General features: G+C 37.7%; 19 protein-coding genes and 1 other annotated feature. All 19 genes read left to right on the top strand.

The features are described from left to right. The first annotated feature begins 42 nt into the window (after positions 1-42). A complete protein-coding gene (gene lon, locus NYE67_RS13450; RefSeq protein ID WP_339213212.1) occupies positions 43-2,385 on the top strand; it encodes an endopeptidase La in 2,343 nt (780 codons plus the stop codon). Continuing rightward, positions 2,385-2,966 (top strand): ribosome biogenesis GTP-binding protein YihA/YsxC, encoded by a 582-nt coding sequence (yihA, locus tag NYE67_RS13445; RefSeq protein WP_191700376.1) that lies wholly within the window; start codon positions 2,385-2,387, stop codon positions 2,964-2,966. Before lon ends, yihA begins: the two co-directional genes overlap by 1 nt. Before the next feature lie 168 nt (positions 2,967-3,134). Then, complete coding sequence (locus tag NYE67_RS13440; RefSeq protein WP_191700375.1) at positions 3,135-3,308, top strand: YjfB family protein; 174 nt, start codon at positions 3,135-3,137, stop codon at positions 3,306-3,308. 180 nt (positions 3,309-3,488) lie between these two features. After that, on the top strand, positions 3,489-5,183 hold the full coding sequence (locus NYE67_RS13435) for a phosphate ABC transporter ATPase (protein WP_340728556.1): 1,695 nt from the start codon (positions 3,489-3,491) through the stop codon (positions 5,181-5,183). A gap of 79 nt (positions 5,184-5,262) precedes the next feature. After that, on the top strand, positions 5,263-6,711 hold the full coding sequence (locus tag NYE67_RS13430; RefSeq protein ID WP_340728555.1) for an S-layer homology domain-containing protein: 1,449 nt from the start codon (positions 5,263-5,265) through the stop codon (positions 6,709-6,711). A 12-nt stretch (positions 6,712-6,723) separates the two neighbouring features. Beyond that, a complete protein-coding gene (locus NYE67_RS13425) occupies positions 6,724-9,681 on the top strand; it encodes a VWA domain-containing protein (RefSeq protein ID WP_191700372.1) in 2,958 nt (985 codons plus the stop codon). 296 nt (positions 9,682-9,977) lie between these two features. Continuing rightward, on the top strand, positions 9,978-11,336 hold the full coding sequence (gene hemA, locus NYE67_RS13420) for a glutamyl-tRNA reductase (RefSeq protein ID WP_340730277.1): 1,359 nt from the start codon (positions 9,978-9,980) through the stop codon (positions 11,334-11,336). A 134-nt stretch (positions 11,337-11,470) separates the two neighbouring features. Next, entirely contained in the window at positions 11,471-12,298 is an 828-nt protein-coding gene (gene ccsA / locus NYE67_RS13415; protein WP_191700370.1) for a cytochrome c biogenesis protein CcsA, read from the top strand. 18 nt (positions 12,299-12,316) lie between these two features. After that, positions 12,317-13,249: a hydroxymethylbilane synthase gene (gene hemC / locus NYE67_RS13410; protein WP_340728553.1), complete on the top strand. Its 933-nt coding sequence runs from the start codon at positions 12,317-12,319 to the stop codon at positions 13,247-13,249. After that, the gene (locus tag NYE67_RS13405; protein ID WP_340728552.1) at positions 13,239-13,982 is read left to right on the top strand and encodes a uroporphyrinogen-III synthase; all 744 of its coding nucleotides are present in this window, start codon (positions 13,239-13,241) and stop codon (positions 13,980-13,982) included. Before hemC ends, NYE67_RS13405 begins: the two co-directional genes overlap by 11 nt. Further along, complete coding sequence (gene hemB / locus NYE67_RS13400; RefSeq protein ID WP_340728551.1) at positions 13,979-14,959, top strand: porphobilinogen synthase; 981 nt, start codon at positions 13,979-13,981, stop codon at positions 14,957-14,959. The genes NYE67_RS13405 and hemB overlap by 4 nt, the downstream gene beginning before the upstream one ends. Position 14,960: 1 nt before the next feature. After that, positions 14,961-16,250 carry a glutamate-1-semialdehyde 2,1-aminomutase gene (hemL, locus tag NYE67_RS13395; RefSeq protein ID WP_340728550.1) on the top strand — a complete coding sequence of 430 codons (1,290 nt, stop codon included), beginning with the start codon at positions 14,961-14,963 and terminating at the stop codon, positions 16,248-16,250. Between the two features lie 64 nt (positions 16,251-16,314). After that, the gene (locus NYE67_RS13390; protein ID WP_340728549.1) at positions 16,315-16,977 is read left to right on the top strand and encodes an alanine racemase; all 663 of its coding nucleotides are present in this window, start codon (positions 16,315-16,317) and stop codon (positions 16,975-16,977) included. A gap of 576 nt (positions 16,978-17,553) precedes the next feature. Then, positions 17,554-17,937: a binding site (T-box leader), on the top strand. 57 nt (positions 17,938-17,994) lie between these two features. Continuing rightward, on the top strand, positions 17,995-20,637 hold the full coding sequence (locus tag NYE67_RS13380) for a valine--tRNA ligase (protein ID WP_340728548.1): 2,643 nt from the start codon (positions 17,995-17,997) through the stop codon (positions 20,635-20,637). A gap of 97 nt (positions 20,638-20,734) precedes the next feature. Further along, positions 20,735-22,006, top strand: a complete 1,272-nt coding sequence (locus tag NYE67_RS13375) for a bifunctional folylpolyglutamate synthase/dihydrofolate synthase (protein ID WP_340728547.1) — start codon at positions 20,735-20,737, stop codon at positions 22,004-22,006. After that, the gene (locus NYE67_RS13370) at positions 22,003-23,259 is read left to right on the top strand and encodes a bifunctional folylpolyglutamate synthase/dihydrofolate synthase (RefSeq protein ID WP_340728546.1); all 1,257 of its coding nucleotides are present in this window, start codon (positions 22,003-22,005) and stop codon (positions 23,257-23,259) included. Before NYE67_RS13375 ends, NYE67_RS13370 begins: the two co-directional genes overlap by 4 nt. A gap of 160 nt (positions 23,260-23,419) precedes the next feature. Continuing rightward, positions 23,420-24,019 (top strand): translation initiation factor 2, encoded by a 600-nt coding sequence (locus tag NYE67_RS13365; protein WP_340728545.1) that lies wholly within the window; start codon positions 23,420-23,422, stop codon positions 24,017-24,019. A 105-nt stretch (positions 24,020-24,124) separates the two neighbouring features. Beyond that, a complete protein-coding gene (locus tag NYE67_RS13360) occupies positions 24,125-24,718 on the top strand; it encodes a Maf family protein (protein WP_340728544.1) in 594 nt (197 codons plus the stop codon). An 11-nt stretch (positions 24,719-24,729) separates the two neighbouring features. Further along, on the top strand, positions 24,730-25,428 hold the full coding sequence (gene radC, locus NYE67_RS13355; protein WP_318245204.1) for a RadC family protein: 699 nt from the start codon (positions 24,730-24,732) through the stop codon (positions 25,426-25,428). The last annotated feature ends 289 nt before the right edge of the window (positions 25,429-25,717 follow it).

Genomic DNA, 25,717 nt, shown 5'->3' with positions numbered 1-25,717 from the left:
AGCTGACACATACTTATAATGCGGGTTGTTTTTAAGATTTGGATGGAGGTGAATACCCGCGTGACAAAAAAATTATCAAATATGCCAGTTTTACCGTTAAGAGGACTTCTTGTCTACCCAACAATGGTTTTACATATTGATGTTGGTAGAGAACGTTCCATTGCTGCACTTGAACATGCGATGCTTGGAGACAGTACAATCTTTTTAGTAACTCAAAAGGATTTACGTGTTGATTCACCCGTAAAATCAGATCTTTATAAAATGGGTACTTTAGCGAAAGTTAAACAAATGCTAAAGCTTCCAAACGGCACATTACGCATATTGGTTGAAGGTTTAAACCGTGCGGAAATGGTAAGTTACAAAGATGCTGAAAAATTTGCAATTGCAGATTTGGAAATATTTGAAGACGATCAATTTAAAGATTCCGAAACAGAAGCTTTAATGCGTACAGTTCTATCTTATTTCGAAAAATATGCAAAATCATCAAATAAAATTACAACTGAAACAATCGAATCTGTTCTCGATATTGAAGAACCAGGTCGATTAGCGGATGTAATTGCCTCTCATTTACCATTTAAAATTAATGAGAAGCAGGAAGTGTTAGACATCACTAACATTAAGAAACGTTTAGACCACTTAATGATTCGTCTACATGATGAGCAGGAGATTTTAAATCTCGAGAAAAAAATCAGTACAAAAGTGAAGCAAGCGATGGAGCGCACGCAAAAAGAATATTATTTACGTGAGCAAATGAAAGCAATTCAAACAGAGCTTGGTGATCGTGAAGGGAAAACAGGGGAAGTTGCCGACCTTCGCAAAAAAATTGATAGCTCAGGCATGCCTGATTCCACATTAAAAGTGGCGTTAAAAGAGCTTGATCGTTATGAAAAATTGCCTGCTGCAAGTGCAGAAAGTGGTGTTATTCGTAACTATCTGGAATGGCTTGTTTCAATACCTTGGACAGAGAAAACGGAAGACCGTATCGATATTGCCCATGCTGAAGAAGTTTTAAATCGTGATCACGACGGTTTAGAAAAAGTAAAAGAGCGTGTTTTGGAATATTTATCAGTCCGTCAGTTAATGAATTCATTACGCGGTCCTATTCTTTGTTTAGCAGGACCTCCAGGTGTTGGTAAAACAAGTTTGGCACGTTCCATTGCAGAGAGCTTGGATCGTAAATTTGTCCGAGTTTCACTTGGTGGTGTACGTGATGAATCGGAAATTCGCGGTCACCGTCGTACGTATGTAGGTGCTATGCCAGGCCGTATTATTCAAGGAATGAAAAAAGCAGGTACAACAAACCCTGTATTCTTACTTGATGAAATTGACAAAATGTCAAATGATTTCCGTGGTGATCCTTCTGCTGCAATGTTGGAAGTTTTGGATCCTGAGCAAAACAATACGTTTAGCGATCACTTCATTGAAGAGCCATATAACTTGCAGGATGTACTGTTCATTGCAACAGCAAATGATTTAAGCACAATACCTGGCCCACTTCTTGATCGTATGGAAATTATTAATATTGCCGGATATACGGAGTATGAAAAAATTGAAATTACGAAAAACCATTTAATTCCGAAACAAACGAAGGAACATGGTTTAAAGAAAGCGCAATTAGTTATAAAAGACGAAGCAATTACGGATTTGATTCGTTATTATACACGTGAAGCAGGAGTTCGTGGATTAGAGCGACAAGTAGCAACTGTTTGTCGTAAAGCTGCAAAAATCATTGTTTCAGGTGAAAAGAAAAAAGTGACTGTTAGCTCCAAAGTATTAGTGGATATGCTTGGCAAACATCGCTTCCGTTACGGACAAGCAGAGCTTGAAAATCAAGTAGGTGTTGCAACAGGTCTTGCTTACACTACTGTTGGCGGCGATACTTTACAAATTGAGGTTTCATTAACACCTGGTAAAGGAAAACTAATCCTAACAGGGAAGCTTGGAGATGTAATGAAGGAATCCGCACAAATTGCACTATCATTTGTCCGTACATTAACAGATAATTTAGGACTTGATTCAGATTATTTTGATCAACATGATATTCACGTCCATGTTCCAGAAGGCGCAGTGCCAAAGGATGGTCCTTCAGCTGGTATAACGATGACAACAGCCATCGTTTCAGCTATAACTGGAAAAGCAATTAAACGCGAAATTGGGATGACAGGGGAAGTAACTTTAAGAGGTCGGGTATTACCAATCGGTGGCCTAAAGGAAAAATCTTTAAGTGCTCACCGTGCAGGATTAACGACGATTATTATCCCGAAAGACAATGAGCGTGATATTGATGATATTCCAGAAACAATTCGTGAGCAACTCACATTTAAACTAGTGTCACAGGCGGAAGAAGTTCTTGCTCTTGCACTAGATGGAGGTTTTAAAAAGTAATGAAAGTCCATAACGTTGAAATGATCGGCAGTTTTGTCCGACCAGAACAGTTCCCGGAAGACGGGCTACCTGAATTTGCGTTAGCGGGTCGTTCAAATGTCGGCAAATCTTCGTTTATTAATCGTATGATTGGCCGTAAAGCAATGGCACGTATTTCGTCAAAGCCTGGTAAAACGCAACAGTTGAATTTCTATAAAATTGAAGAGCAACTTTATTATGTTGACGTTCCAGGATACGGCTATGCAAAAGTTTCAAAATCAGAACGTGCAGCATGGGGAAAAATGATTGAAAAATATTTCATGGGACGCGACCAATTAAGAGCCGTTGTATTAATTATTGATATTCGTCACAATCCCACTAATGATGACTGTATGATGTATGATTTCTTAAAGCATTATAATATTCCTGTTATCGTAGTAGCGACAAAGGCTGACAAAATCCCGAAAGGTAAATGGGATAAGCATAAAAAGCATGTGCGAGAAACGTTGCAAATGGATAAACAGGATCCATTAATCGTGTTTTCTTCAGAGAAAGGTCTTGGCTTCGAAGAGGCATGGGCTGAAATTGAATCGCGTATGTAATTAAATTAGAACAACTTCGATTAAATTCGGAGTTGTTCTTTTTTGTTTATAAATTTTTAAAAGTCAAACATCCCTTCGCTTTAATTAAAAGGTTACCTTCATCAAAATTATAATAATTACTTGATATTAATATGGATTTGTCGATAAAAATTGTAGGAGGTGCTACATATGGATATCGCAGCTTTAGCAATCTCGATGAAACAAGCGGATTTAATGAAAAATGTTTCAATAGCTGTTACAAAACAATCGATGGAATTTCAAGAACAAAGCATAGAACAATTAATAGAAGTAACGAATGTATCTCACCCAACTCTAGGTCATTCAGTTGATATCTCTATTTAATTAATTAAGACTTACGATGCGAACACTTAGGTAATTTGGTAAACTTAAATAGTTAATGCAGTATTATTTGTAAATTTATACAAATTAAAGAGTGCTTAATTATGAATTGAAAGAAATGAGGTTAAGTAAGACTATTTGAAATAAAAATTAAGGGAAGTAATGAATGAGGAGGAGAAACAATTGCTTAAAAAAATAGTAACACTGTTGACAGCAATTACACTTGCTTTAGCAATTCTACCGCTAGGTCAACAAGCTGAAGCATCTACTACATATACCTTTATGAAAGCAAATTATAATGAAACTGAAGATAAGAATGGAACGGTGACGCGTACATTAAAAAGCGTCACTTTAAAAAATAGTTCTGGAAAAACAGCAACATTAAGCCTTTCAAATACAGGTAAATTCTATATTAATAATACGCTGACAAATATAGCTGGTTTTAAAGCGGGTATGAATGTCACGATTAAACTAAAATCAGGTAAGATCACTGAATTACGCGGTTCTACAAATGACGGGGACGGTTCAATTGTTGAAAATAGTAAACAAATATCAGGTGTAGTTACCCAAATCGATCCAAACGGTCTACAAGTCCGCGTAAAGGTAGATGGGGCATCGACGAAAACGTTTACTGTAACTAATAATACAGAAGTGTTTAAAGGGAAATCTTTTGTAGATATTAGTACCCTATATGTAGGGGACCGTGTACGTTTAAAATTTGCTACAGCCAATACATCTCGTATTGCCGAGATTAATATTATGAGTACAGCCAACATGGTTGCAGATTTATACAAAGCAAATTTAAATACGGTTAATACTAATAAAAATACAATAAATGTTCAAAATGCCCATACTTTATTGAATTGGCGTTTCGGAACTGGAAACATAAAAACAAAGGCTACTTTCAACTTTACTAATAATACAACCATTTATGCAGGGAATAAAAAAATATCAAAAAATCAATTGAAAAACTATAACAACAGTGATATTTATTTTGTAACAAAAGAACAGTTTAATAAAGAAGTAATCGATAAAATTATTGTATTAGCCAAAAATGAACGTACATTCTATCAACCAATTAATCGTGTGAATATTGGTGTAAATATGCTGGAATTAAAAAATGCACAGAAATTAAATTATCATAATGGATCGATTTTATTACGCAATGGTCGATTAGTAGAACCTGAAGGATTAATCGCATTGGATTTAGCACAAAAACCAATTTCGACAACAGCCTTTGTATTAACGGATGGTGGTGCGAAAAATGACTATGCGCATATTGTAAATGTTACAAATGATGCGTTTTTAGCGCCGAATTTATCAAAATACCAACTTTACTTTGGCCGAATTGATGTCGCAGATTTAGACGCATATGAAGTGGACTTATCTGATTTGCAACGTTTTGATAATCATTTCTGGAGTTCAGATAATCGAATTTCCCAATTTGGATACAGCAATTCTACAATTGCATCTGAACTGGATGGGACAAAGCAATTTAAAGTAATACCTGAATTGGACTTAGATTTATATGATAATTATACAAACTCGCCAAATCCTTATTATGCATACTTCTATGTAAAGGATGGACATATTCAAGGCATTCACTTTGTTCCAAACGAAAGATTGGCAACGTTAACTTTGACAGGACGAGTAAGCTCGGTGAACTTCAATACGAAAAAGATTTCAGTTATTAATAGTAGCCAGTGGGGGAACGACGGCCATTGGAATTTCCGATACGGTTCACTTACATTAGACTTATCCAAAGCAATGATTGTTAAAGATGGAAAAGTGGTTGATATTGAGGAAATTAATAAAGGAAGTCAAGTAACAGCTGTTGCACGTTCGACATCTGATGTATATGTACTACTTATAAACTAAACTGATAAGGCATGTGAGATGTGCCTCTCACATGCCAATACTATTTTACGGAATAATTTAAGGAAATGAGGACGAATTTGTGAGGAAAAAGTTTAACTTAAACTTTGTAGCAGTATGTTCATTTTTAATTATAGTACTACTCGTCCACCCGTCGAGTAGTTCAGCCCAGTCAATTGATTTAACAGGTGGAGTTAAAAATGAGTATGAATACGAAGAGTATTTCTTTTTAACAGGGAAACCAATTAAATTTACGGGAACTAATAAAAACGTTTCTGTAAACAAAACAGAACGTCAAGGTAAATTAACTGAAACATATAAATTTACGTTATCAGGACCAAGTGGAGAAAAATTAACGAGAAACTTTACGTATACATATGATGTAACAAACTATGACCAGGTCGGTCAAAGTTCGGCGACTGGTAGCGTAACAAAATTTACAGAAAAAATTACTATTGGTGACCGTACATTTACATTGGCGGATTACCAACTCTCAAAAAGTACAATTACAGACAAGCGTCCAGCATCTGACTATTACTCTGGAGAAGCGATTGCCCGTAAAACATATACCGAATCGACAGGTCGGGGAAAAGATGCTGTAACAAAAACAATTACAGTAGAGGCAAGCAGCCGAAATGAAGGATATGAAAACTTCTGGGGTGCCACTGAAACTCAAATTACCGATTTTGAAATTGTATATGAAGACGGGTCAATCGGAACGGTAAAAAACAAAGTTTCTACAGCTAAATCACGCACTTTGGACTTCAATCAAAGTGATGCTACTTTATCCAGCTTTAACGGCAACTATAAAACAGTTAGCTCGGCAGATTCATTATCTGAATATGAATACGATTTACCTGCCGGAAGAGGAAGAGTGGCAAGTAGCATTGACTATATGCCAAAGCTAGAAATGCTGAAGATCCCAAAATTCCGTGATTTATCAACAAATTGGGCTCGTGAACAAATTGAAAAATTATATTCACTTGGGATTTTGGAGGATCAATCCAACTTCTTCTCTCCTAATACACCAGTGCAACGTTTAGACTTTGCCATTGCAATCGGTAAAGCAATAGACCTACGTGTATTGGAAGAGCAAAACAATCGCCGTCCTACTTCACAGCCGACCATTTTTAAAGATGTAAAGCGCACTACGAAAGATCACAATTATTTAGTTGCAGCAGTGAATAAAGGGGTTATTAAAGGGACGACACCGAATACTTTTGACCCTGATGGATTTTTAACACGTCAGCAAGCAGCGACAATTTTAGTACGTGCCCTTGGTTTAGAAGGGAAAGCGCCAGATCCAGGCTATACAACGGATTATAAAGATGACTACAGAATTACAGATTATGCACGAGATGCCATATATGTAGCGACACAGTTAGGGTTAATGTCCGGCAGCAACGGTTATTTTAATCCGAAAGATACGTTAACACGTGCACAATCTTCGGCAATCATTGAACGATTTTTACGCTATTTAGAAAACGATTTAAAAGAAAACTACCGTGACAATATTCTGTTCTTTAACTAAGGAGTTGCAAAAATGAATAAAATGAAGAAACTAATGGCGATGTTGCTATCTTGTCTTCTAGTTCTCTCTTTAGCTTTTCCATTTGGTCCGATAGAGGTGGAAGCAGCAAACAAGCAAATTTCGGATATTGCTAAATCTAATTCGAAATATAAAGCGGCTAAATGGGCAGTAGACAAGGATTATATGCAATTATATGGCGGGAACAAATTCCAATCTGGCACTCTCGTTATGGAATGGCAAATGCTTCAGTTTTTAGCGAAGTTAGATAGTAATTATCATTTCAATACGAACAATAAGGATATGTTATATGAATATTACAGTGAGTTGAATATACCGCTATATGGAGCAGACAATCCATCAAAGCGAAATGCAAACATTTCCAGAGGTCATTTTGCCCGCCTATATGCGGCAGTGAATGGTTTAGATTTATCGGAAGTACAAGCAGTTCAATATTTATATATGAATGAAATTACTACTGGAACATCTGGTAAGCGCACATTTGAAGATTATAAGCCGACCCGCAATATTAACCGGGGAGATATGGCCGTTTTTATGTATCGAATTAATCAGCAAGGGAAAATGGCGATAGAAGGATTATCAAGCGCTCCTACTGGTAAGGACAATAATAAGATAACGTTGCCAACAAACTTTATTGAAAGTAAAGATGGAACGGTAACCATTCCAACAAAGCCAGGCAAAAATCCGGATGATAAAACGACTAGACCGGACGTTTACAAAGCTGTAAAAGACATTAAAGTAGCAAAAGAAGAACTAACTGCCAACGGTCTGGATTCCTCTTTAATTACAATTAATTTGCGCGATAGCTATGGCAATGACATTTCATATGATGAATCGCTTGCATTTAAAGTTACCTCTGTAGCTGGAGCGAAAGTATCGGAAACGAACACGAGTACAAGTGGACAATCGACAGTAGTATATACAGATGGCCCTCAGTTAAATGTATATGTGACAGCACCGGCACTTACAAAGTCGGTAGTTGATACGATTCGCTTTGAAATGGTCAATCCAACGGAGAAATACCACACATATAAAAATCAAGTCATTGAAGTATCGATGCGATATGTACCAAAAGCAGAGCTTCGCATTACGTATGAAGTGTTTGATCCAGAGCAGACAGAATGGAATGGCGGTACGGTTGATCCTGGAGTAAAACCATTGCCAGCTTTACCACAAGGTGTAGTTGGAACAACGACTGTACCATATACACCAAATGGGATTATTACAATTACCGATTATGACGAAGATATAAAAGTAATGACAGGCTCTAAATGGGAATCTTATACGACATCCGATGGTAAATTAACACAAGGGCAAGTCACTTCAAAGGAAATACAATACGGAAATGCCGACTTAAAATTAGAAGGCCAAATTATTTCTGTTTGGTTATTTGAACAAATTTTAGATTATATGATTGAAGGACCGAAAGATGAATCTTCATGGGGCGGTCTAGGAAATGCGAAAGTAATGTACACAGTAAATAATGAAGGACGAGCAACATACGATCTTCAAGGCGTTATGAGTGAAGAAGATACAGTTCCCTTCAATTCTATGCTACATGCTGTCATTATTTATTTAACAGGCAAGTTTTTACCGATTGCAGATCAAATTACATTAGCGCACGAAGAATCGGTCGAAGTAATAAAAGCAATGTACGATCGCTTAGGACAAATCGATAAAAATTTACTGCGAAAAGATTATGCAGACCTAATCGGAAAACTGGAAGGCGCTGTATCAAAAATTGCCGTTTTACAGGCAGGGAAAGAATTACAACAACGTCCGGAAGGCATGGATCGATATACAAAAGTTATTGTCAATTTAGTAGCGCCAAGTGGTGTTATTATTACTGATTATAAAGGAACAGTAGAAGTATCGTTCAATGGGAAAACTCGTGTTGTATCATTTGATACGAATACTAAAGACTACAATAATAACACAGGTAGCCGCGGGTCTGCAGTTGTATACTTTGATGATATTCTATACGGCAATTCACAGGTAAAAGCACGATTGATTGATTTGGATCCACGTTATGATAAAGTTTTTCAAGGACTGAAAAATACGACTGTTACACAATCAGTATTTTCAAATCCACGTTTTGAAAATAATTTATGTGCAGTTGAATCTGAAGTTATGTTTGTTGTGGATCATTCAGGTTCGATGAAAGTACGGGATGCGAAAAATTATACAGCAGACAAAGTGAAACAGACGGTGAAGCAAATTGGAGCGAATCCAAGTCATGTGTATCGATTCAGCAATCGTTCAAACCATGAAGCAACAGATACAGCAGCAATCGTTTCAGGTATTGATAGCTTACTGAGCTATAAAAATGAGAATCGTTCGACGAATATTGTATCAGCATTAAAAACGGCAGTGAATAATTTCACTACGAATCAATATACAAATAAGGCAATTGTATTGGTAACGGATGGCTATTCAAACAGTAATGGACTAGATGAGGTTATCCGAATGGCAAAAGAAAAGGGAATTGCGATTCATACTGTTTCAGTTGGCTCATACACAACTGTGAATGAAAAGTTATTGAAAGATATATCATCTGAAACAAAAGGTACGTATCAAAACATTTCAACAATCGAGAATTTACATGGCTCGTTACAATCGATTATTACTACGATTTTATGTAAAACTCCAACTTTGAATAATAGTTGTTTAGTAGGGGACACAATCTTTAATCGTACAGATGTACGTATAGAAGAACGTGTAACAATTCTCGCGGATGTAAATACAGGCTGTGAAAATGTAAAAGCGGTGCGTGTCGTATTTATTTCGCCTAGTGGAGATGTGCGTTATGATTTACCTGAACGTGGTTCATCGCGCTTTATGCATCGACCGCAATTATATGAATTCCCTGAATTTGATTTATACGTAGAAGTTGAATTCCAAGCTCTAGATGAATCAGGAAACGTTATCGCGACAAAAATTCATAATATGTGACAAATTAGAAGCTCATTGCATAAGTGAGCTTCTTTTTCGGTTTGTATGATTGAAATCTATGTCGAACTTTGTTAAACTTACATTAGAATAATTCTAATTTAACTTTTTGAAATTAGGGTATATATCATCGTAGCAAAAAAATTTTCAACTCTTATCGATCAAAAATCGGAAAAGAGGATTTGATTTATCATATTCAGCAAATACTTTCATAGCATGTTCACAAACTAAACGTGAGTCATGCTACCTTTATGTTACAATAGAATCTATGAATTAGAACGTGTGAGGTGTAGAGGTTCATGCATACATTAGTAGTAGGCTTGAATTATAAAACAGCGCCAGTAGAAATTCGTGAAAAGTTATCGTTTATCGAATCGGATCTTTCGAATGCTATGGAGGCGCTACAAAAGCAAAAAAGCATATTAGAAAACGTAATTATCTCTACTTGTAACCGTACAGAAATTTATGCGGTTGTTGATCAATTACACACTGGCCGCTATTATATTAAACAATTTTTGGCTAACTGGTTTAACATCCCAATGGAGCAATTCGAGGATCATTTATTCATTTATGAAGAGGATGAGTCGTTAAACCACCTATTCCGTGTAACGGCTGGTATTGATTCAATGGTATTAGGCGAAACACAAATCTTAGGACAAGTTAAAAAGAGCTTTTTACAAGGTCAAGAAATTGGTACTACTGGAACCGTTTACAACCAGTTATTTAAACAAGCAGTTACATTTGCTAAACGCGCCCATAGTGATACAGCGATTGGTGAAAATGCTGTATCTGTTTCATATGCAGCCGTAGAACTTGCAAAGAAAATTTTCGGTTCTTTACAAAATAAACATGTTGCAATTTTAGGTGCAGGTAAGATGGGTGAATTGGCGATTCAAAACCTATATGGCAACGGTGTAGGTAAAGTAACGGTTATTAATCGTACATTTGAAAAAGCCCAAAATTTAGCATCGAAATTCGATGGTAAGGCAAAAGCAATGAATGAATTACAATGTACTCTTTTAGAAGCGGATATTTTAATCAGTTCTACAGGAGCAACAGATTATGTCATTGATTACGATCTAATGAAGGACGTTGCAAAATTCCGTAAGGGTGACCCATTATTTATGGTCGATATTGCAGTACCACGAGATTTAGATCCGCGTATTGGCGATGTACCGAATATTTTCCTGTATGATATTGATGATTTACAAGGAATTGTACAAGCGAACTTGGCGGAGCGTGAGCGTGCGGCAAATGAAATTATGACGATGATTCATAACGAAATTATTCAATTCAAAGATTGGTTTAATACGCTTGGTGTCGTTCCGGTTATTTCTGCATTGCGTAAAAAAGCGTCATCTATACAGGAAGAAACGATGATGAGCATTGAAAATAAGATGCCAAACTTAACGGAACGCGAGCGTAAAATAATTAATAAACATACGAAGTCAATTATTAATCAGTTGCTGAAAACGCCGATTCTTCAAGCAAAAGAGCTTGCCAATGACAAAGATGCAGAAGCACAGCTTGCACTATTCCAACAAATTTTCGGGATTGAAGATGAAGTGCAGCAAGAAGTACAGCAGATGCATGTTGTCAAATCAACATCCAACAAAAAAGTTGAAGAAGTGAACTTAAGTCCGGGTTTAACTTATTAATTGAACAATAGCCAATAGACATTGAGCCTTACCAAATGAACATAAGCGTTTTCGTATCTATATGGTAAAATCATAGATACCGAAAGCGCTTTTTTCATAAGTGGGTTTTAGTTTTAAACAGGAGTAGGGTGCATATGACAGAACTAGTAATGACAAGATTATATGAGCTCATGATTATTCTCTACGGGCTTTGTATCGTACTGTATTTTACTGATTATCTTTATAAAAATGTGAAATTCAGACGTGTTGCGTTTTGGTTTGTTTCGATAGTGTGGATATTGCAAATATTATTTATTGTATTGTTTATTTTCGAAACAAAACGATTCCCAATTTTGTCTCTGTATGAGGGTGTATTCTTTTATGCGTGGCTTCTAACTACGCTGTCGATCGTGCTACATTGTATTGCCCGTGTCGACTTACCGGTATTTTTTATAAATGTATTGAGCTTTATATTTATGACAATCCATTTATTTGCACCTCAATCAAACGCTCAAATTGTGAGTGATTCTTTAGTTTCGGAAATGTTATTGATCCATATTAGCTTTGCGATTATGTCTTACGCCGCTTTTTCTGTGGCGTTTGTCTTTTCGCTACTATATATAATTTTATATCGAATCTTAAAGCGGAAAAAATTAAATAATTTGTGGTCAAGATTGCCAAGTTTGCAACAAATGGTTAAATGGATTAATCTATCGACAATAATCGGAATTCCATTGCTGCTTATAAGTTTAATTTTAGGGTTGGAATGGGCATTTTTAACATTAGAGAATGTTTCTATTTTTGATGTTAAAATTTTAGGCTCTTTCATCGTATCCGTTATTTACTTAATTATTTTCTTACTGCATCGAAGAGGTAGGTTAGTTGGGACGACTTATGCACAAGTGCATGTTGGGTTATTTCTGCTCGTCGTCATTAATTTCTTCCTTGGCAGCAAACTATCAAATTTCCATCTATGGGTTTAACAGAAAGGTCGGAGTATATTGAGAAAAATTATTGTAGGATCTCGTAGAAGTAAATTAGCATTAACACAGACAAATTGGTTCATTAATGAATTAAAGGCTGCAGGCGTTCCTTTTGATTTTGAGGTAAAGGAAATTGTCACAAAAGGAGATCGGATTTTAGATGTTCAGCTTTCTAAAGTTGGGGGTAAAGGTCTTTTTGTAAAGGAAATCGAACAAGCTTTATTTGATAAGGAAATCGATTTTGCAGTGCACTCTATGAAGGATATGCCGGCAGTATTACCAGAAGGTCTTGTAATCGGCTGTATCCCACCGCGTGAAGATGCGCGCGATGCCTTTATTTCAAACGGTCATGTGAAATTTGCCGATTTACCAAAAGGGGCAGTTGTCGGTACAAGCTCATTACGCCGAAGCGCCCAGTTATTACACGTGCGTCCGGACCTAGAAATTAAATGGATTCGTGGAAATGTGGGCACGCGCCTAAACAAATTAAAAACAGAAGGCTTTGATGCGATTATTTTGGCGGCAGCCGGCTTAAAACGTCTTGGCTGGAGCGATGATGTCGTAACAGAATACTTAGATACAGATATTTGTCTACCGGCTGTTGCACAAGGCTCGTTAGGTATTGAGTGCCGTGCTGATGATACAGAGCTTCTTGAGCAATTAGCGAAACTTACAGATAAAACAACGTGGAATACAGCACATGCTGAGCGCTCATTTTTAGCGGCAATGGATGGCGGTTGCCAAGTTCCGATTGCAGGCTATGCAGTAGCGGATGGGGAAACACTTACTTTAACAGGTTTAGTAGCAGCACCGGATGCGTCTGTCACATATAAAGAGACATTATCGGGCACAAATGCTGATGAATTAGGTAAAGCAGTTGCCGCAAAATTAACAGAGCAGGGCGCCTTTGATTTAATTCAAAAAGTAAAGGCTGAGCTTGATGCCGAGTAATGCTCTTTTAGGAAAGACAATTATTATTACAGGTTCAGCTGTTGTACAGTCAGTGCAGCAATTAATTGAGCAACATGGTGGGAAAGTATATAATTATCCATTAATCGAAACTGCTGAAATAGTTTCGGATGAAGATAACATATATACGGCTAACCTCGACTCGTATCAATGGTTAATTTTTACGAGTCAAAATGCCGTGACAAGCTTTATTAATAAGTGTGAGCGCAGTAGAATAAAGGTCCCATCGTCTATAAAAGTCGCAGCTGTCGGAGAAAAAACAGCTACACTTTTACAGCAGCACGGCTATTCTATTCACTTTATGCCGACTGTTTACAGTGCCGATGTATTCGTTAAGGAATTTGTTATGGAGCCAACAGAACGTGCATTATTTTTACGAGGCTCGATGGCGAAAAGTACAATACATAATGGCACTGGTGCAGACGAATGGACAGTTTACGAAACACGTCCTTGTACAACTTATTTACAAGACCTTGAACAATGCATACTTGAACACGAAGAACCAATTGTTATTTTTGCCAGTCCATCTGCAGTTGACATTTATGCTGAGCATATTGTTCCGAATGTGGACTGGCGATATGTTAAATTTGGCTCAATTGGTCATGTGACAACGTCCGCCCTTGCTAAATATGGGGTGGAACCAATTGTACAACCGAAAATCTATACGATGCAGGCTGTTATTGAGCAGCTCATCCTGGAGGAACAGAAAAAATGACAGAACTTTATTTCCAGCGTCACCGTCGTTTACGTCAAAGTGCAGCGATGCGTGCCCTAGTAAAAGAAACATACTTACAAAAAGAAGATTTAATTTATCCATTATTTATTATTGAAGGCGAAAATATTAAAAATCCTGTTAGCTCTATGCCAGGTGTATATCAATTATCACTGGATAAATTAAATGCCGAAGTGGATGAAATTGTTGAGTTAGGTATTCAGGCGGTACTTCTATTCGGTATTCCTGCTGAAAAGGATGCTGTTGGTACAGGAGCATACCATGACCACGGAATTGTTCAAAAAGCAACTCGGTTAATTAAAGAGCGTCACCCTAATCTTTTAGTAGTAGCGGATACATGTTTATGTGAATTTACAGACCACGGTCATTGCGGTGTGATTGAAGGAGAGCAAGTCCTGAATGATCCATCACTTGATGTGTTGGCACGTACTGCTGTTTCTCAGGCTAAAGCGGGTGCTGATATTATTGCACCATCGAACATGATGGACGGTTTTGTTGTGGCAATACGTGCAGGATTAGATGCAGCAGGATTCCAGCATATTCCGATCATGTCGTATGCAGTGAAATACGCATCTAGCTATTATGGTCCATTCCGTGAAGCAGCTGAGGGCGCTCCTCAGTTTGGTGACCGTAAAACGTATCAGATGGACCCTTCAAACCGAATGGAAGCAATTCGTGAAGCAACTTCAGATGTAGAAGAAGGAGCGGATTTCCTTATAGTTAAACCGGCACTAGCCTATATGGATATTATTCGCGATGTAAAAAATAGCTTCCCTGTGCCGGTAGTTGCGTATAACGTTTCAGGGGAATATTCGATGGTGAAAGCAGCTGCACAAAATGGCTGGATAGATGAAAAGGCTGTAGTACTTGAAACATTATTAGGTATGAAGCGTGCAGGATCTGACTTAATTATTACGTATCACGCAAAAGACGTTTGTCGTTGGCTGGAGGAAAAATAATATGACTAGTTATGAAAAATCAAAAGCAGCATTTACAGAAGCTGTTGACTTAATGCCAGGTGGGGTAAACTCGCCTGTACGTGCGTTTAAATCAGTAAACTTGGATCCGATTTTTATGGAATCGGGCAAAGGCGCGGTAATTAAAGATATTGATGGCAATGAATATATTGACTATGTATTATCATGGGGTCCGTTAATTTTAGGACATGCACATCCTGAAGTAGTATCTGCTATTCAGGACCAAGCTGCGAAAGGTGCATCGTTTGGTGCTCCAACACTTTCTGAAAACAAATTAGCAAAGCTTGTAATGGACCGCCTACCTTCTGTTGAAATGATTCGTTTTGTTTCTTCTGGAACTGAAGCAACGATGTCTGCATTACGTTTGGCACGTGGTTATACAGGACGCGATAAAATTTTGAAATTTGAAGGTTCTTACCACGGTCATGGTGATTCCCTTTTAATAAAAGCCGGTTCAGGTGTAGCAACGCTTGGTTTACCGGATTCTCCTGGTGTACCGGCAGATATTGCGAAAAATACTTTAACAGTTGCATACAACGATTTAGAGTCTGCAAAATTAGTATTTGAAAAATTTGGTTCAGAACTGGCAGCTGTTATTTTAGAGCCTGTTGCAGGAAATATGGGGGTTGTACCACCTCAACCAGGTTTCTTGGAAGGTTTGCGTAAGCTAACTGAGGAAAATGGAACACTTTTGATTTTTGATGAAGTAATGACAGGCTTCCGCGTCGATTACGGTTGTGCACAGGAGTACTATGGTATAACTCCGGATCTTACATGTTTAGGTAAAGTTATCGGTGGTGGTTTACCAGTAGGTGCGTTTGGTGGTAAACGTGAAATAATGGAGAAAATTGCACCGGCAGGTCCGATTTATCAAGCGGGGACATTATCAGGCAACCCACTTGCTATGACGGCTGGCTATGAAACACTATCTCGTTTAAATAAAGAATCGTATGAATATTTCCGTAAACTAGGTGACCAACTAGAAGAAGGTTTCCGCGCAGCAGCAACGAAATATAATATTCCACATACTGTGAATCGTGCAGGTTCAATGATTGGTTTCTTCTTTACAAACGAAGAGGTAATTGATTTTGAAACAGCAAAAAGCTCTGATTTAGAATTGTTTGCGGAATACTTTAAATTAATGGCGGAAGAAGGCATTTTCTTACCACCTTCACAATTTGAAGGATTGTTTATTTCAACAGCGCATACAGAAGAACATATCGCTAAAACAGTGCAAGCATTCCATCATGTATTTGCTAAATTAGCAAGATAATCTTACTTAATAAACTCATAAATCCCCTTTCTATGCATAATGTAAGCGTAGGGAGGGGATTTTTATGCAACAATGGCAAATGAATGAAACGTTTACATTTCCAAAGCAATTAGGGAATATCCAACAAAATTCAAAAATAGTAGTTGAACCGAAATGGCATGAAGAATTTAATGAAGATTCTGTAGTGATAAGAGGTATTTATGTAGTAAAAGGAAATATACAATTTGACCATAAAGCGAGAGAGGAGGAAATAGAGGAAGGCATATATATTGAGCATATCGATATAGAAAAGGATTACGGCTATTTTGAATATGCATTGCCTTTTTCGGTTGATTTCCCAAATGATCAGATTGAAAAGGTTTCTCTGCAAATAAATGAAATAAAACTAGAACCAAATAACGGGTACTGTTCATGTAGCTGGCAAGTTAATTGTAATGTGGAAAGAAAAGTACAAGCAATAGAAGAAGTTAAGAAAATCGATGAGGTAAAGGAAGTAAAGGCGGAGAAGGAAGTGGAAGTAATTCAAGAAATTAAAGAAATTAAAGAAACTGTCGAGCCAATTCCGCATATGGCTACTTCAGACCAACAGGAAGAAGAGGTTGAAAGCCATATTTTATTTCATGAGGAAGTGCAACGACAGGCTCAGCATCTTCCAGCAGAAGAAATTGATTTTTTGGAGCAGTTAGCAGATGCATACAGCCGTGTCCAAATTCAATTAAAAAAATAATAAAAGGGATTGGGACATAAGTAGAAATTTCTTCTTATAAGGGAAAATAATCTTATTAAGAAATTGATACTGTGTGAATTGATTGGAGTGAAGGGGCGACTCCTGGGGGAATAGCGCGACGCCTGAGACTACAGGCTCAGGCCGTGCCCCCGGAAAGCGTCCCCGTAACGGAAATCAATTTTGGCAGAAGCAGAAAACTATCTATTTTTTCTTTGAAAAAATAGATAGTTTTCGTTTTGTCCCAGGCTTTTTTGTTTAAAAAACCAAGCTTAAATAAAATCTGTCAATAATAAGTAGCAAAATAAAATTAGTATGGCTAATAATATGATATCGCCTGTTGTCGGAATGAGTATTGTACGTATTGCCTGGAAAATTGTCAGCGGTAGAATGCAATATCTCATGTAAAATCGGAATTTTCGTAACCATGGAGGTAATAAGAAAGGATTATAATTTTTTCGCAATTTCCAAACTCCTTTTGCATAGTATATGTTTAGAAATTAAAAAAAGTGTTTTCCGATAATGAATATGATACTTGAAATTTCATAAAAAACAGCTTAGAATTATTTTAACTATATATTTGAAGCGTTGAATAGGAAGAGTATGTATGAACATGATGTGCAGAGAGGAAACAGTAGCTGAAAAGTTTCTACATCATACTTACAGAAGGTAGCCTAGGAGCTGACTTAGTGAAATAGCAGTAGCTGAGTTCCGGTTTGACACCGTTATCGAATGAAGTGCCGATTGGGCATAGTAACGCCGCATTGTATGCGAGCGCTTGACATTTAAATCACAGGGTTTAAAGAAAGCGCTTGTCAGACGAGGAACGTAGCCGAGCGAAGACGCGAATTGAACATAGTGTTCATGAGCGACTGAGAGAGGCAAGTGACAAAGTATGCGATCGCTTGACTAAACCCTTCGGAATTAAAGGTGGTACCGCGAATTAACTCCCTCGTCCTTTTTTAGGCGAAGGGAGTTTTTTATTTTATTCAACTTGTATTTGAAAAGGAGAGATTCATCATGACGGAAATTACAATGCCAACAAAGTATGATCCAAAGTCAACAGAAGCCGGCCGCTATGAATGGTGGTTAAACGGTAAGTTTTTTGAAGCAGATCCAACGAGCGATAAAGAGCCGTATTCTATCGTTATTCCACCACCGAACGTAACAGGGAAACTACACCTTGGTCATGCTTGGGATACAACATTACAGGATATTTTAATCCGTATGAAACGTATGCAGGGATATGACGCGCTTTGGTTACCGGGTATGGACCACGCGGGTATTGCGACACAGGCAAAAGTCGAAGAAAAACTACGCGGTGAAGGCATTTCACGATATGATTTAGGCCGCGAGAAATTCCTGGAAAAGACGTGGGAATGGAAGGAAGAATACGCTTCACATATTCGTGAGCAATGGGCAAAACTTGGTTTAGGTCTTGACTACTCAAAAGAGCGCTTCACATTAGATGAAGGCTTATCAGAAGCAGTTAAAGAAGTATTCGTTAAGCTGTATGAAAAAGGTTACATTTACCGCGGTGAACGTATTATTAACTGGGATCCAGCTGCAAAAACTGCACTTTCTGATATTGAAGTAATTCATAAAGAAGTAGAAGGCGCATTTTATCATATGGAATACCCATTGGCAGATGGCTCTGGAAAATTACGTGTAGCAACTACACGTCCAGAAACAATGCTAGGTGACTCAGGTGTAGCTGTACATCCAAACGATGAACGTTATGCACACTTAGTAGGGAAAACGGTTATCCTTCCAATCGTAGGTCGCGAAATTCCAATCGTTGCGGATGATTACGTAGATATGGAATTTGGAACAGGTGTCGTAAAAATGACGCCAGCACATGACCCGAACGATTTTGAAGTAGGAAATCGCCATAATTTAGAACGTATTTTAGTAATGAACGAAGATGGTACAATGAATGATTTAGCTGGTAAATATGCTGGCATGGATCGTTTCGAGTGCCGTAAGCAGATTGTAGCCGATTTACAAGAGGCAGGCGTATTAATTGAAATTGAACCGCATACACACCAAGTAGGACACTCTGAGCGTACAAATGCAGTAGTAGAGCCATACCTTTCAAAACAATGGTTCGTAAAAATGGCACCACTTGCAGAAGAAGCATTAAAAATGCAAGAGGATGAAAATGAAAAAGTAAACTTCGTGCCAAACCGTTTCGAAAACACATATAACCGTTGGATGGAAAATATCCATGATTGGTGTATTTCCCGTCAATTATGGTGGGGGCACCAAATTCCAGCTTGGTACAATAATGAAACAGGCGAAATTTATGTTGGTAAGGAAGCACCAGCCGACAAAGAAAACTGGACACAAGATGAAGACGTATTGGATACGTGGTTCTCAAGTGCTTTATGGCCGTTTTCTACAATGGATTGGCCAAATGAAGAAGCAGATTTATACAAACGTTACTATCCAACAAACACACTAGTGACTGGTTATGATATCATCTTCTTCTGGGTAAGCCGTATGATTTTCCAAGGTAAAGAATTTACTGGTAAACGCCCATTCCAAGATGTGTTGATTCACGGTTTAGTACGTGATGCAGAAGGTCGTAAAATGTCCAAGTCACTAGGAAATGGCGTTGACCCAATGGATGTAATCGGTCAATATGGCGCGGACTCACTACGTTACTTCTTGGCAACAGGTTCTTCTCCTGGTCAGGATTTACGTTACTCTACAGAAAAAGTAGAATCTACATGGAACTTTGTAAACAAAATTTGGAATGCCTCTCGTTTTGCGTTAATGAACATGGAAGGTTTAACATATGAGCAAATTGATTTAACAGGTGACCTTTCAACAGCGGATAAATGGATTCTTTCACGCTTGAATGAAACAATCGACCGTGTAACAACTTTATCTGATAAATATGAGTTCGGTGAAGTAGGACGTGAGCTATACAACTTCATTTGGGATGATTTCTGTTCATGGTATATCGAAATGGCGAAATTACCATTATACGGTGAAGATGAAGCAGCGAAATTAACAACACGTTCAGTACTTGCCTATGTTTTAGACAATACAATGCGTTTACTGCACCCTTTCATGCCATTTGTAACAGAAGAAATTTGGCAGCACTTGCCACATGAAGGGGAGTCTATTACAGTAGCTGCATGGCCGACTGTAAACCCAGCATTCAACTTTACGGCAGAAGCAGGCGATATGCAGCTGTTAATGGATATTATCCGTTCAGTACGTAACATTCGTGCAGAAGTAAATACACCGATGAGCAAAAAAGTAGCGATGACGATATCGGCAAAAGATGCTGGTATTGCAGCAGTTCTTGAAGCGAACAAAGGTTACATCGAAAAATTCTGTAACCCTGATGGCTTAACAATCGGTACAGAGCTTGAAGCACCAGCACAAGCAATGTCGGCAGTTGTATCAGGCGCAGAAATCTTCATGCCGCTTGCAGGTTTAATCAATATTGATGAAGAAATTGCACGTCTTGAAAAAGAGCTTGAAAAGTGGGCAAAAGAAGTGAAATTAGTTTCTGGTAAATTATCTAATGAACGCTTTGTATCAAAGGCACCAGAAGCATTAGTAGCAACTGAACGTGAAAAGTTAGCCGACTATGAAGCGAAATATGCAACGGTTGAAAAACGTATTGCAGAATTAAAAAACATGTAATTTATACGAAAGGGGTGCCGGAATTCGGTGCCTCTTTCTTTTTATTTCGCTATAATATAATTGATTACATATTAGCCTTACTAGGGAGAGAAATTAAATGTTTCAATCGATTGAGCAGTGTACAAATTTTATTTTTCAATTAAAAGCAAGCCAATACAAAGGAGAACCTTTACAGTCAGCCAAAATGATTTTAAATGCACTTGGCAATCCGGAGAAAAAAAATAAATTTATTCATTTTGCAGGTTCGAATGGAAAGGGTTCTACTTTAAATGCGACACGTGAAATTTTAATGGCGCATGGTTTAACGGTAGGTGCTTTTATCTCTCCTCATTTAGAACGAGCAAATGAACGGGTGACTATAAATAAAAACCAAATCTCTGATGAAGATTTTCTAAATATCGCGAATCAGCTGAGTGAAGTAATTAAAGAAAAATTGGATGGCAAGTTTCCGAGCTTCTTTGAGTTTATGACACTCCTTGCCCTGCAATATTTTACAGAACAACAGGTAGATGTCGTTTTGCTTGAAACAGGAATCGGAGGGCGTTTGGATTCGACCAATGTTGTCATACCGGAAGTAAGCGTCATTACAACAATTTCATTAGAGCATACAGATATGCTTGGTGAAAGTTATGGGGAAATTGCAGCAGAAAAAGCCGGGATTATAAAAACAATGAAACCTGTAGTTGTAGGAGTGAAAAATAAAGAAGCATTATCGGTGATTAAAGAAACGGCGATTCAATTACATGCACCAATCTATATGATAAATGAGCAATTTTATATTGAAAACAATAAAAACTCGAATTTCGACTATGTATCAGATATAAATATCAGCAATATAACAATGGCTATGATCGGTGAGCATCAAAAGGAAAATGCCGCACTGGCAATTACTGCAGTGAAATTGTTCTTGCCATCTGTTGATGAAAAAAAAGTAAAACAAGCACTTCATGAGGCAAAATGGGATGGCCGATTTGAAAGGGTGACCGGCAATGTCATATTAGACGGTGCACATAATTCTGAAGGCACCATGGCATTAGTCGAAACAATAAAAGAATTTGCCCCACATCATAAAGTAAAGTTTATTTACGCAGCATTACAAGATAAAGACCATGCTGTCAGTATTGAATTAATGGATAAATTCGCTGCTGAGATGCATTTTACTCAGATAAATTTACCGCGCGCTGCAACAGCGAATCAGCTTTTCGAACAAAGTAACCATGCTAAGAAGTTTATGAATTCGAATTGGCAACAGTTGATTGAAACAGAAAAGGCAAAACTGGCGGAGAATGAACTGCTTGTTATTACGGGCTCGTTATATTTCATCGCTGAAGTACGAAGTCTATTTGTAAAGAAAGGGTGGATTTCATGATTCCGTTATTAAACCTTTATAAAGAGCGGTGGCAAGTGGAAAGTGAACAAATAATTAAGCCGGGATTAGCGGCAATTGAATCGGCTCTAACTATATTGGGACATCCTGAAAAGCAATTAAATGTCGTACATTTTGCCGGTACAAATGGAAAGGGCTCTACATTGTCGTTTGTAGAAGGAATAGCACGGGCTCACGGACTGTCGGTAGGTAAGTTTATGTCACCTTGCGTTGTAGATGTGCATGATCAAATACAAATCGATGGGAAGCCTATTTCTACAGATCAGATGGATCGGATGTTTCAGCACTTGGCTGAGGCGGGGCTAAGCGGGAAATTAACGGATTTTGAATTATTGACGGTCGTGGCCTTTCTTTATTTTGCCGATCAAAAGCCCGATTTAGTTTTAATCGAGGCAGGAATGGGTGGAAGAGAAGACAGCACGAACGTAGTTTTACCTATTGTTTCGGTTGTTCCGAGTATTGCATTGGAACATACAAAATTTTTAGGTGATACATTGACGAGTATCGCACGCCATAAAGCAGGGATATTCAAGAATAACTGCCCTGCTGTGATAGGGGAAATGCCTGGTAATGTAAAGGATGTTTTTGTACAGGAAGCCAAAGCAAAAAACGTAGCGTTATATTGTTATGGGCAACATTTTACCGTTACAAAAACAAACGGCTCTGAACTTTACGAAAATACGGTGTACGAAGTGAAATTCGGAAATTTACAGCGTCAGCTTTTAGGCGCACATCAAGGTCACAATATGTCTTTGGCCATTACTGCCTTTATGGAAGTGGCGAAAAAATTTCAGTTGGAGCTTGATGAGAGTAAAATTCAGATTGGTATAAAAAATGCTGTTCTTGCAGGCCGCTTTGAACAAGTCCTGCCAAATATTTATTTTGATGGTGCACATAACCCGGCAAGCATTCAATCACTGATCTCAACAATAAGGGAGCATTTTCCTAAGAAACGAATTGAATTCCTTGTAGGATTACTGGCGGATAAAGATGTCCAATCAATTTTAAAACTGTTAGAGGAAGTCGGAGATGCTTTTTACTTTGCCGATATCCAAAATGAACGGGCGATGAAAGCGTCGGTTATTTTTGAACTGAGCCAGGCAGAGAATAAATATATTATTAACGACCCAGTTAAGATTTTAACGGAGCCAGTGAAAGGTGATACGGTTAGAATTGTAACCGGCTCATTATATTTGTTAAGCGAGATTCGACAAAAATGTAAAAATATCATATGATTTTGCTAATAAACTTCGATTTGATGGTATTTCTTTGTTGTCGAGTGAAAATAAAGAAGAATATTAGCGAAACATTTTTAATGGGCGACGACAGCAGTCTCGCCCTTTTTTATGTCTATTTTGCTATGGTTGATTAAAAAGAGATGGAGCTGTAGCAAATATGAAAGCTTTAAAGAATAATGCCATTTTCCAAGCAATGTTCATTGGAAGTCTTACAGGGCTTGCTGGCGTCCTAGCATTTGTTTTTATTTTACAATTACCAACAACAGAAAAAGAAGTTGCAGAAACCATTCCAACAGTGCAAACAACTGAGGAACAACAGCAAGTGAAGCAGCAATATTTTGCATTACAACATGGTGTTTTCTCAAATTTTGATAGCGCAGCTCAATTTTTAGCGACTTACCCTACTTTAAATAAAGCGGCTGTAGTGAAAGTGGACGAGCAGTATTTTGTTTGGTCACGTCTTGATACAACGAAAGTCGATGCTGCATTAGCGTTAATACCAAGTGGATTTTATAAAAGTATAACAATTGCAAGCAGTTGTCCTAATAATGCTGAACTCCAGCTGCCAATTACCTTGAAAGATACGAAAATGTTTACAGGTCAACAAATGGATTCGATTGATGAACAACTTGTGCCAACGGACTGGATTGGGCTGGCATCGGAAGTTTCAAAGCTTTCAACTAACCCCAATATTATTCGGTTGCATATGTTTTTAAATTATTATGAGCGTCTAGATTGCCTTAAAGTAACATTTTAGTATAGAAAAATGCTAGAAATAGTCTATTTTAATGAAAAGTATCCACGGCAGTACAATGTTCAAATTTCCTATTGTCGGTTACTATAGATGATAGGAGGATTGGAAATGAATTTTACTACGAACGAACAACTTATTTTAGCTTCTTCATCACCACGAAGAAAAGAATTGCTCCAAATGATAAATATTCCCTTTACAATTGTCACAAGTGATGTAGTGGAAACGAGTGTCAAAGCAAATACAGTCCAGGAATATGTAACAGAAGTAGCGCTTTTGAAAACACGTGATGTCGCAAAAAAATGCCCGAATAAGTGCATTATTGGAGCAGACACTATTGTCGTGTTTAACGATCAAATATTACACAAACCTACTTCAAAAGAAGAAGCGATTCAGCATTTAACGCAGCTGGCGGGCAATCGTCATGAAGTGATGACAGCAGTAGCGATTATTTTAGCGGATGGAACAGAGCATACATTTGTTGAAAGGACTGCAGTTATTTTTAAACAGGTCTCTCCACAAATGATAGAAGCTTATGTGCAGACAGGAGATCCATTTGACAAAGCAGGGGGATATGGGATTCAAACGAGTGGCGCCATGCTCGTGGATCGCATAGAGGGAGATTATAACAATGTCGTCGGCTTGCCGATTGCATCGTTAGTTCAAAAAATGCTTACATTGCAACTACTAAAACTAACCTTTTAGGAGTGATGTCAATGACTGGAACACCGTTGTTAAATTTAAAAATTCATGATGTGCTTGAAGTAGACCGTCCGCGTGAGCGCCTTATACGTCAAGGTGCAAAAAGTCTGTCGAACCAAGAGCTTATTGCAATTCTTTTAGGAACAGGTACAAAGAAAGAGTCGGTACTGACGGTTGCTAATCGGGTATTGATAAACTTTGAGAAATTGCATAATTTAAAACATGCAACACTCGAGGAAATTATGGATATTAAAGGAATTGGCGAAGCGAAGGCAGTATTGTTATTAGCCGCGATTGAACTAGGGAGAAGGCTTGCAACAAAAGACTTAGAAGAACGTTTTACTATACGCTCTCCTGAAGATGCTGCAACCTTTTTAATGCAAGATATGACGTCATTGCAGCAGGAGCATTTTGTTTGCCTATTTTTAAATGTTAAAAATCAAGTGCTCCATAAACAAACAATTTTTGTTGGAAGTTTAAATGCAAGCATTGTTCACCCTAGGGAGATTTTCCGTGAAGCCGTTAAACGTTCCGCAGCATCAATCATCTGTGCTCATAACCATCCTAGCGGGGTACCTACACCTAGTCCGGAAGATGTCGATGTTACATCACGACTGTATGAGGCAGGTAAAATTGTCGGCGTTGATTTGCTTGATCATGTCATAATCGGTGATCATCAGTTCATAAGCATGAAAGAAAAAGGATATTTTTGATAGTGAAGACAAACGTAAGTGCACGTTTGTCTTTTTAATATGAGAATGATAAGAAAGAAATAGAAGGAATGTTACATTACAATAACAATTATTATATATTTTAATGATTCATCGACATATTTCGCCTATGCAACTTTTATTTGTTATATTCGTCATATGGATGTGGTGATTTTGTTAAATCTTACATATTAATTTTATTTGTTTCAAAGCGAAAATAGAAATACAATAGTAAGGTAGTGTTATAGAAAAAAACATTCGACAAAAGTCGAGATTAAGAGCATATGACACT

The organism is Solibacillus sp. FSL W8-0474, from assembly GCF_038004065.1.
Taxonomy (GTDB): domain Bacteria; phylum Bacillota; class Bacilli; order Bacillales_A; family Planococcaceae; genus Solibacillus; species Solibacillus faecavium.
This window is presented reverse-complemented; position numbering and strand designations above follow the sequence as displayed.

Coding starts and splice junctions, on each gene's coding strand:
- lon (WP_339213212.1), top strand. CDS start 43: ATGGAGGTGAATACCCGCGTGACAAAAAAATTATCAAATATGCCAGTT.
- yihA (WP_191700376.1), top strand. CDS start 2,385: ATGAAAGTCCATAACGTTGAAATGATCGGCAGTTTTGTCCGACCAGAA.
- NYE67_RS13440 (WP_191700375.1), top strand. CDS start 3,135: ATGGATATCGCAGCTTTAGCAATCTCGATGAAACAAGCGGATTTAATG.
- NYE67_RS13425 (WP_191700372.1), top strand. CDS start 6,724: ATGAATAAAATGAAGAAACTAATGGCGATGTTGCTATCTTGTCTTCTA.
- hemA (WP_340730277.1), top strand. CDS start 9,978: ATGCATACATTAGTAGTAGGCTTGAATTATAAAACAGCGCCAGTAGAA.
- ccsA (WP_191700370.1), top strand. CDS start 11,471: ATGACAGAACTAGTAATGACAAGATTATATGAGCTCATGATTATTCTC.
- NYE67_RS13405 (WP_340728552.1), top strand. CDS start 13,239: ATGCCGAGTAATGCTCTTTTAGGAAAGACAATTATTATTACAGGTTCA.
- hemB (WP_340728551.1), top strand. CDS start 13,979: ATGACAGAACTTTATTTCCAGCGTCACCGTCGTTTACGTCAAAGTGCA.
- hemL (WP_340728550.1), top strand. CDS start 14,961: ATGACTAGTTATGAAAAATCAAAAGCAGCATTTACAGAAGCTGTTGAC.
- NYE67_RS13390 (WP_340728549.1), top strand. CDS start 16,315: ATGCAACAATGGCAAATGAATGAAACGTTTACATTTCCAAAGCAATTA.
- NYE67_RS13380 (WP_340728548.1), top strand. CDS start 17,995: ATGACGGAAATTACAATGCCAACAAAGTATGATCCAAAGTCAACAGAA.
- NYE67_RS13375 (WP_340728547.1), top strand. CDS start 20,735: ATGTTTCAATCGATTGAGCAGTGTACAAATTTTATTTTTCAATTAAAA.
- NYE67_RS13370 (WP_340728546.1), top strand. CDS start 22,003: ATGATTCCGTTATTAAACCTTTATAAAGAGCGGTGGCAAGTGGAAAGT.
- NYE67_RS13365 (WP_340728545.1), top strand. CDS start 23,420: ATGAAAGCTTTAAAGAATAATGCCATTTTCCAAGCAATGTTCATTGGA.
- NYE67_RS13360 (WP_340728544.1), top strand. CDS start 24,125: ATGAATTTTACTACGAACGAACAACTTATTTTAGCTTCTTCATCACCA.
- radC (WP_318245204.1), top strand. CDS start 24,730: ATGACTGGAACACCGTTGTTAAATTTAAAAATTCATGATGTGCTTGAA.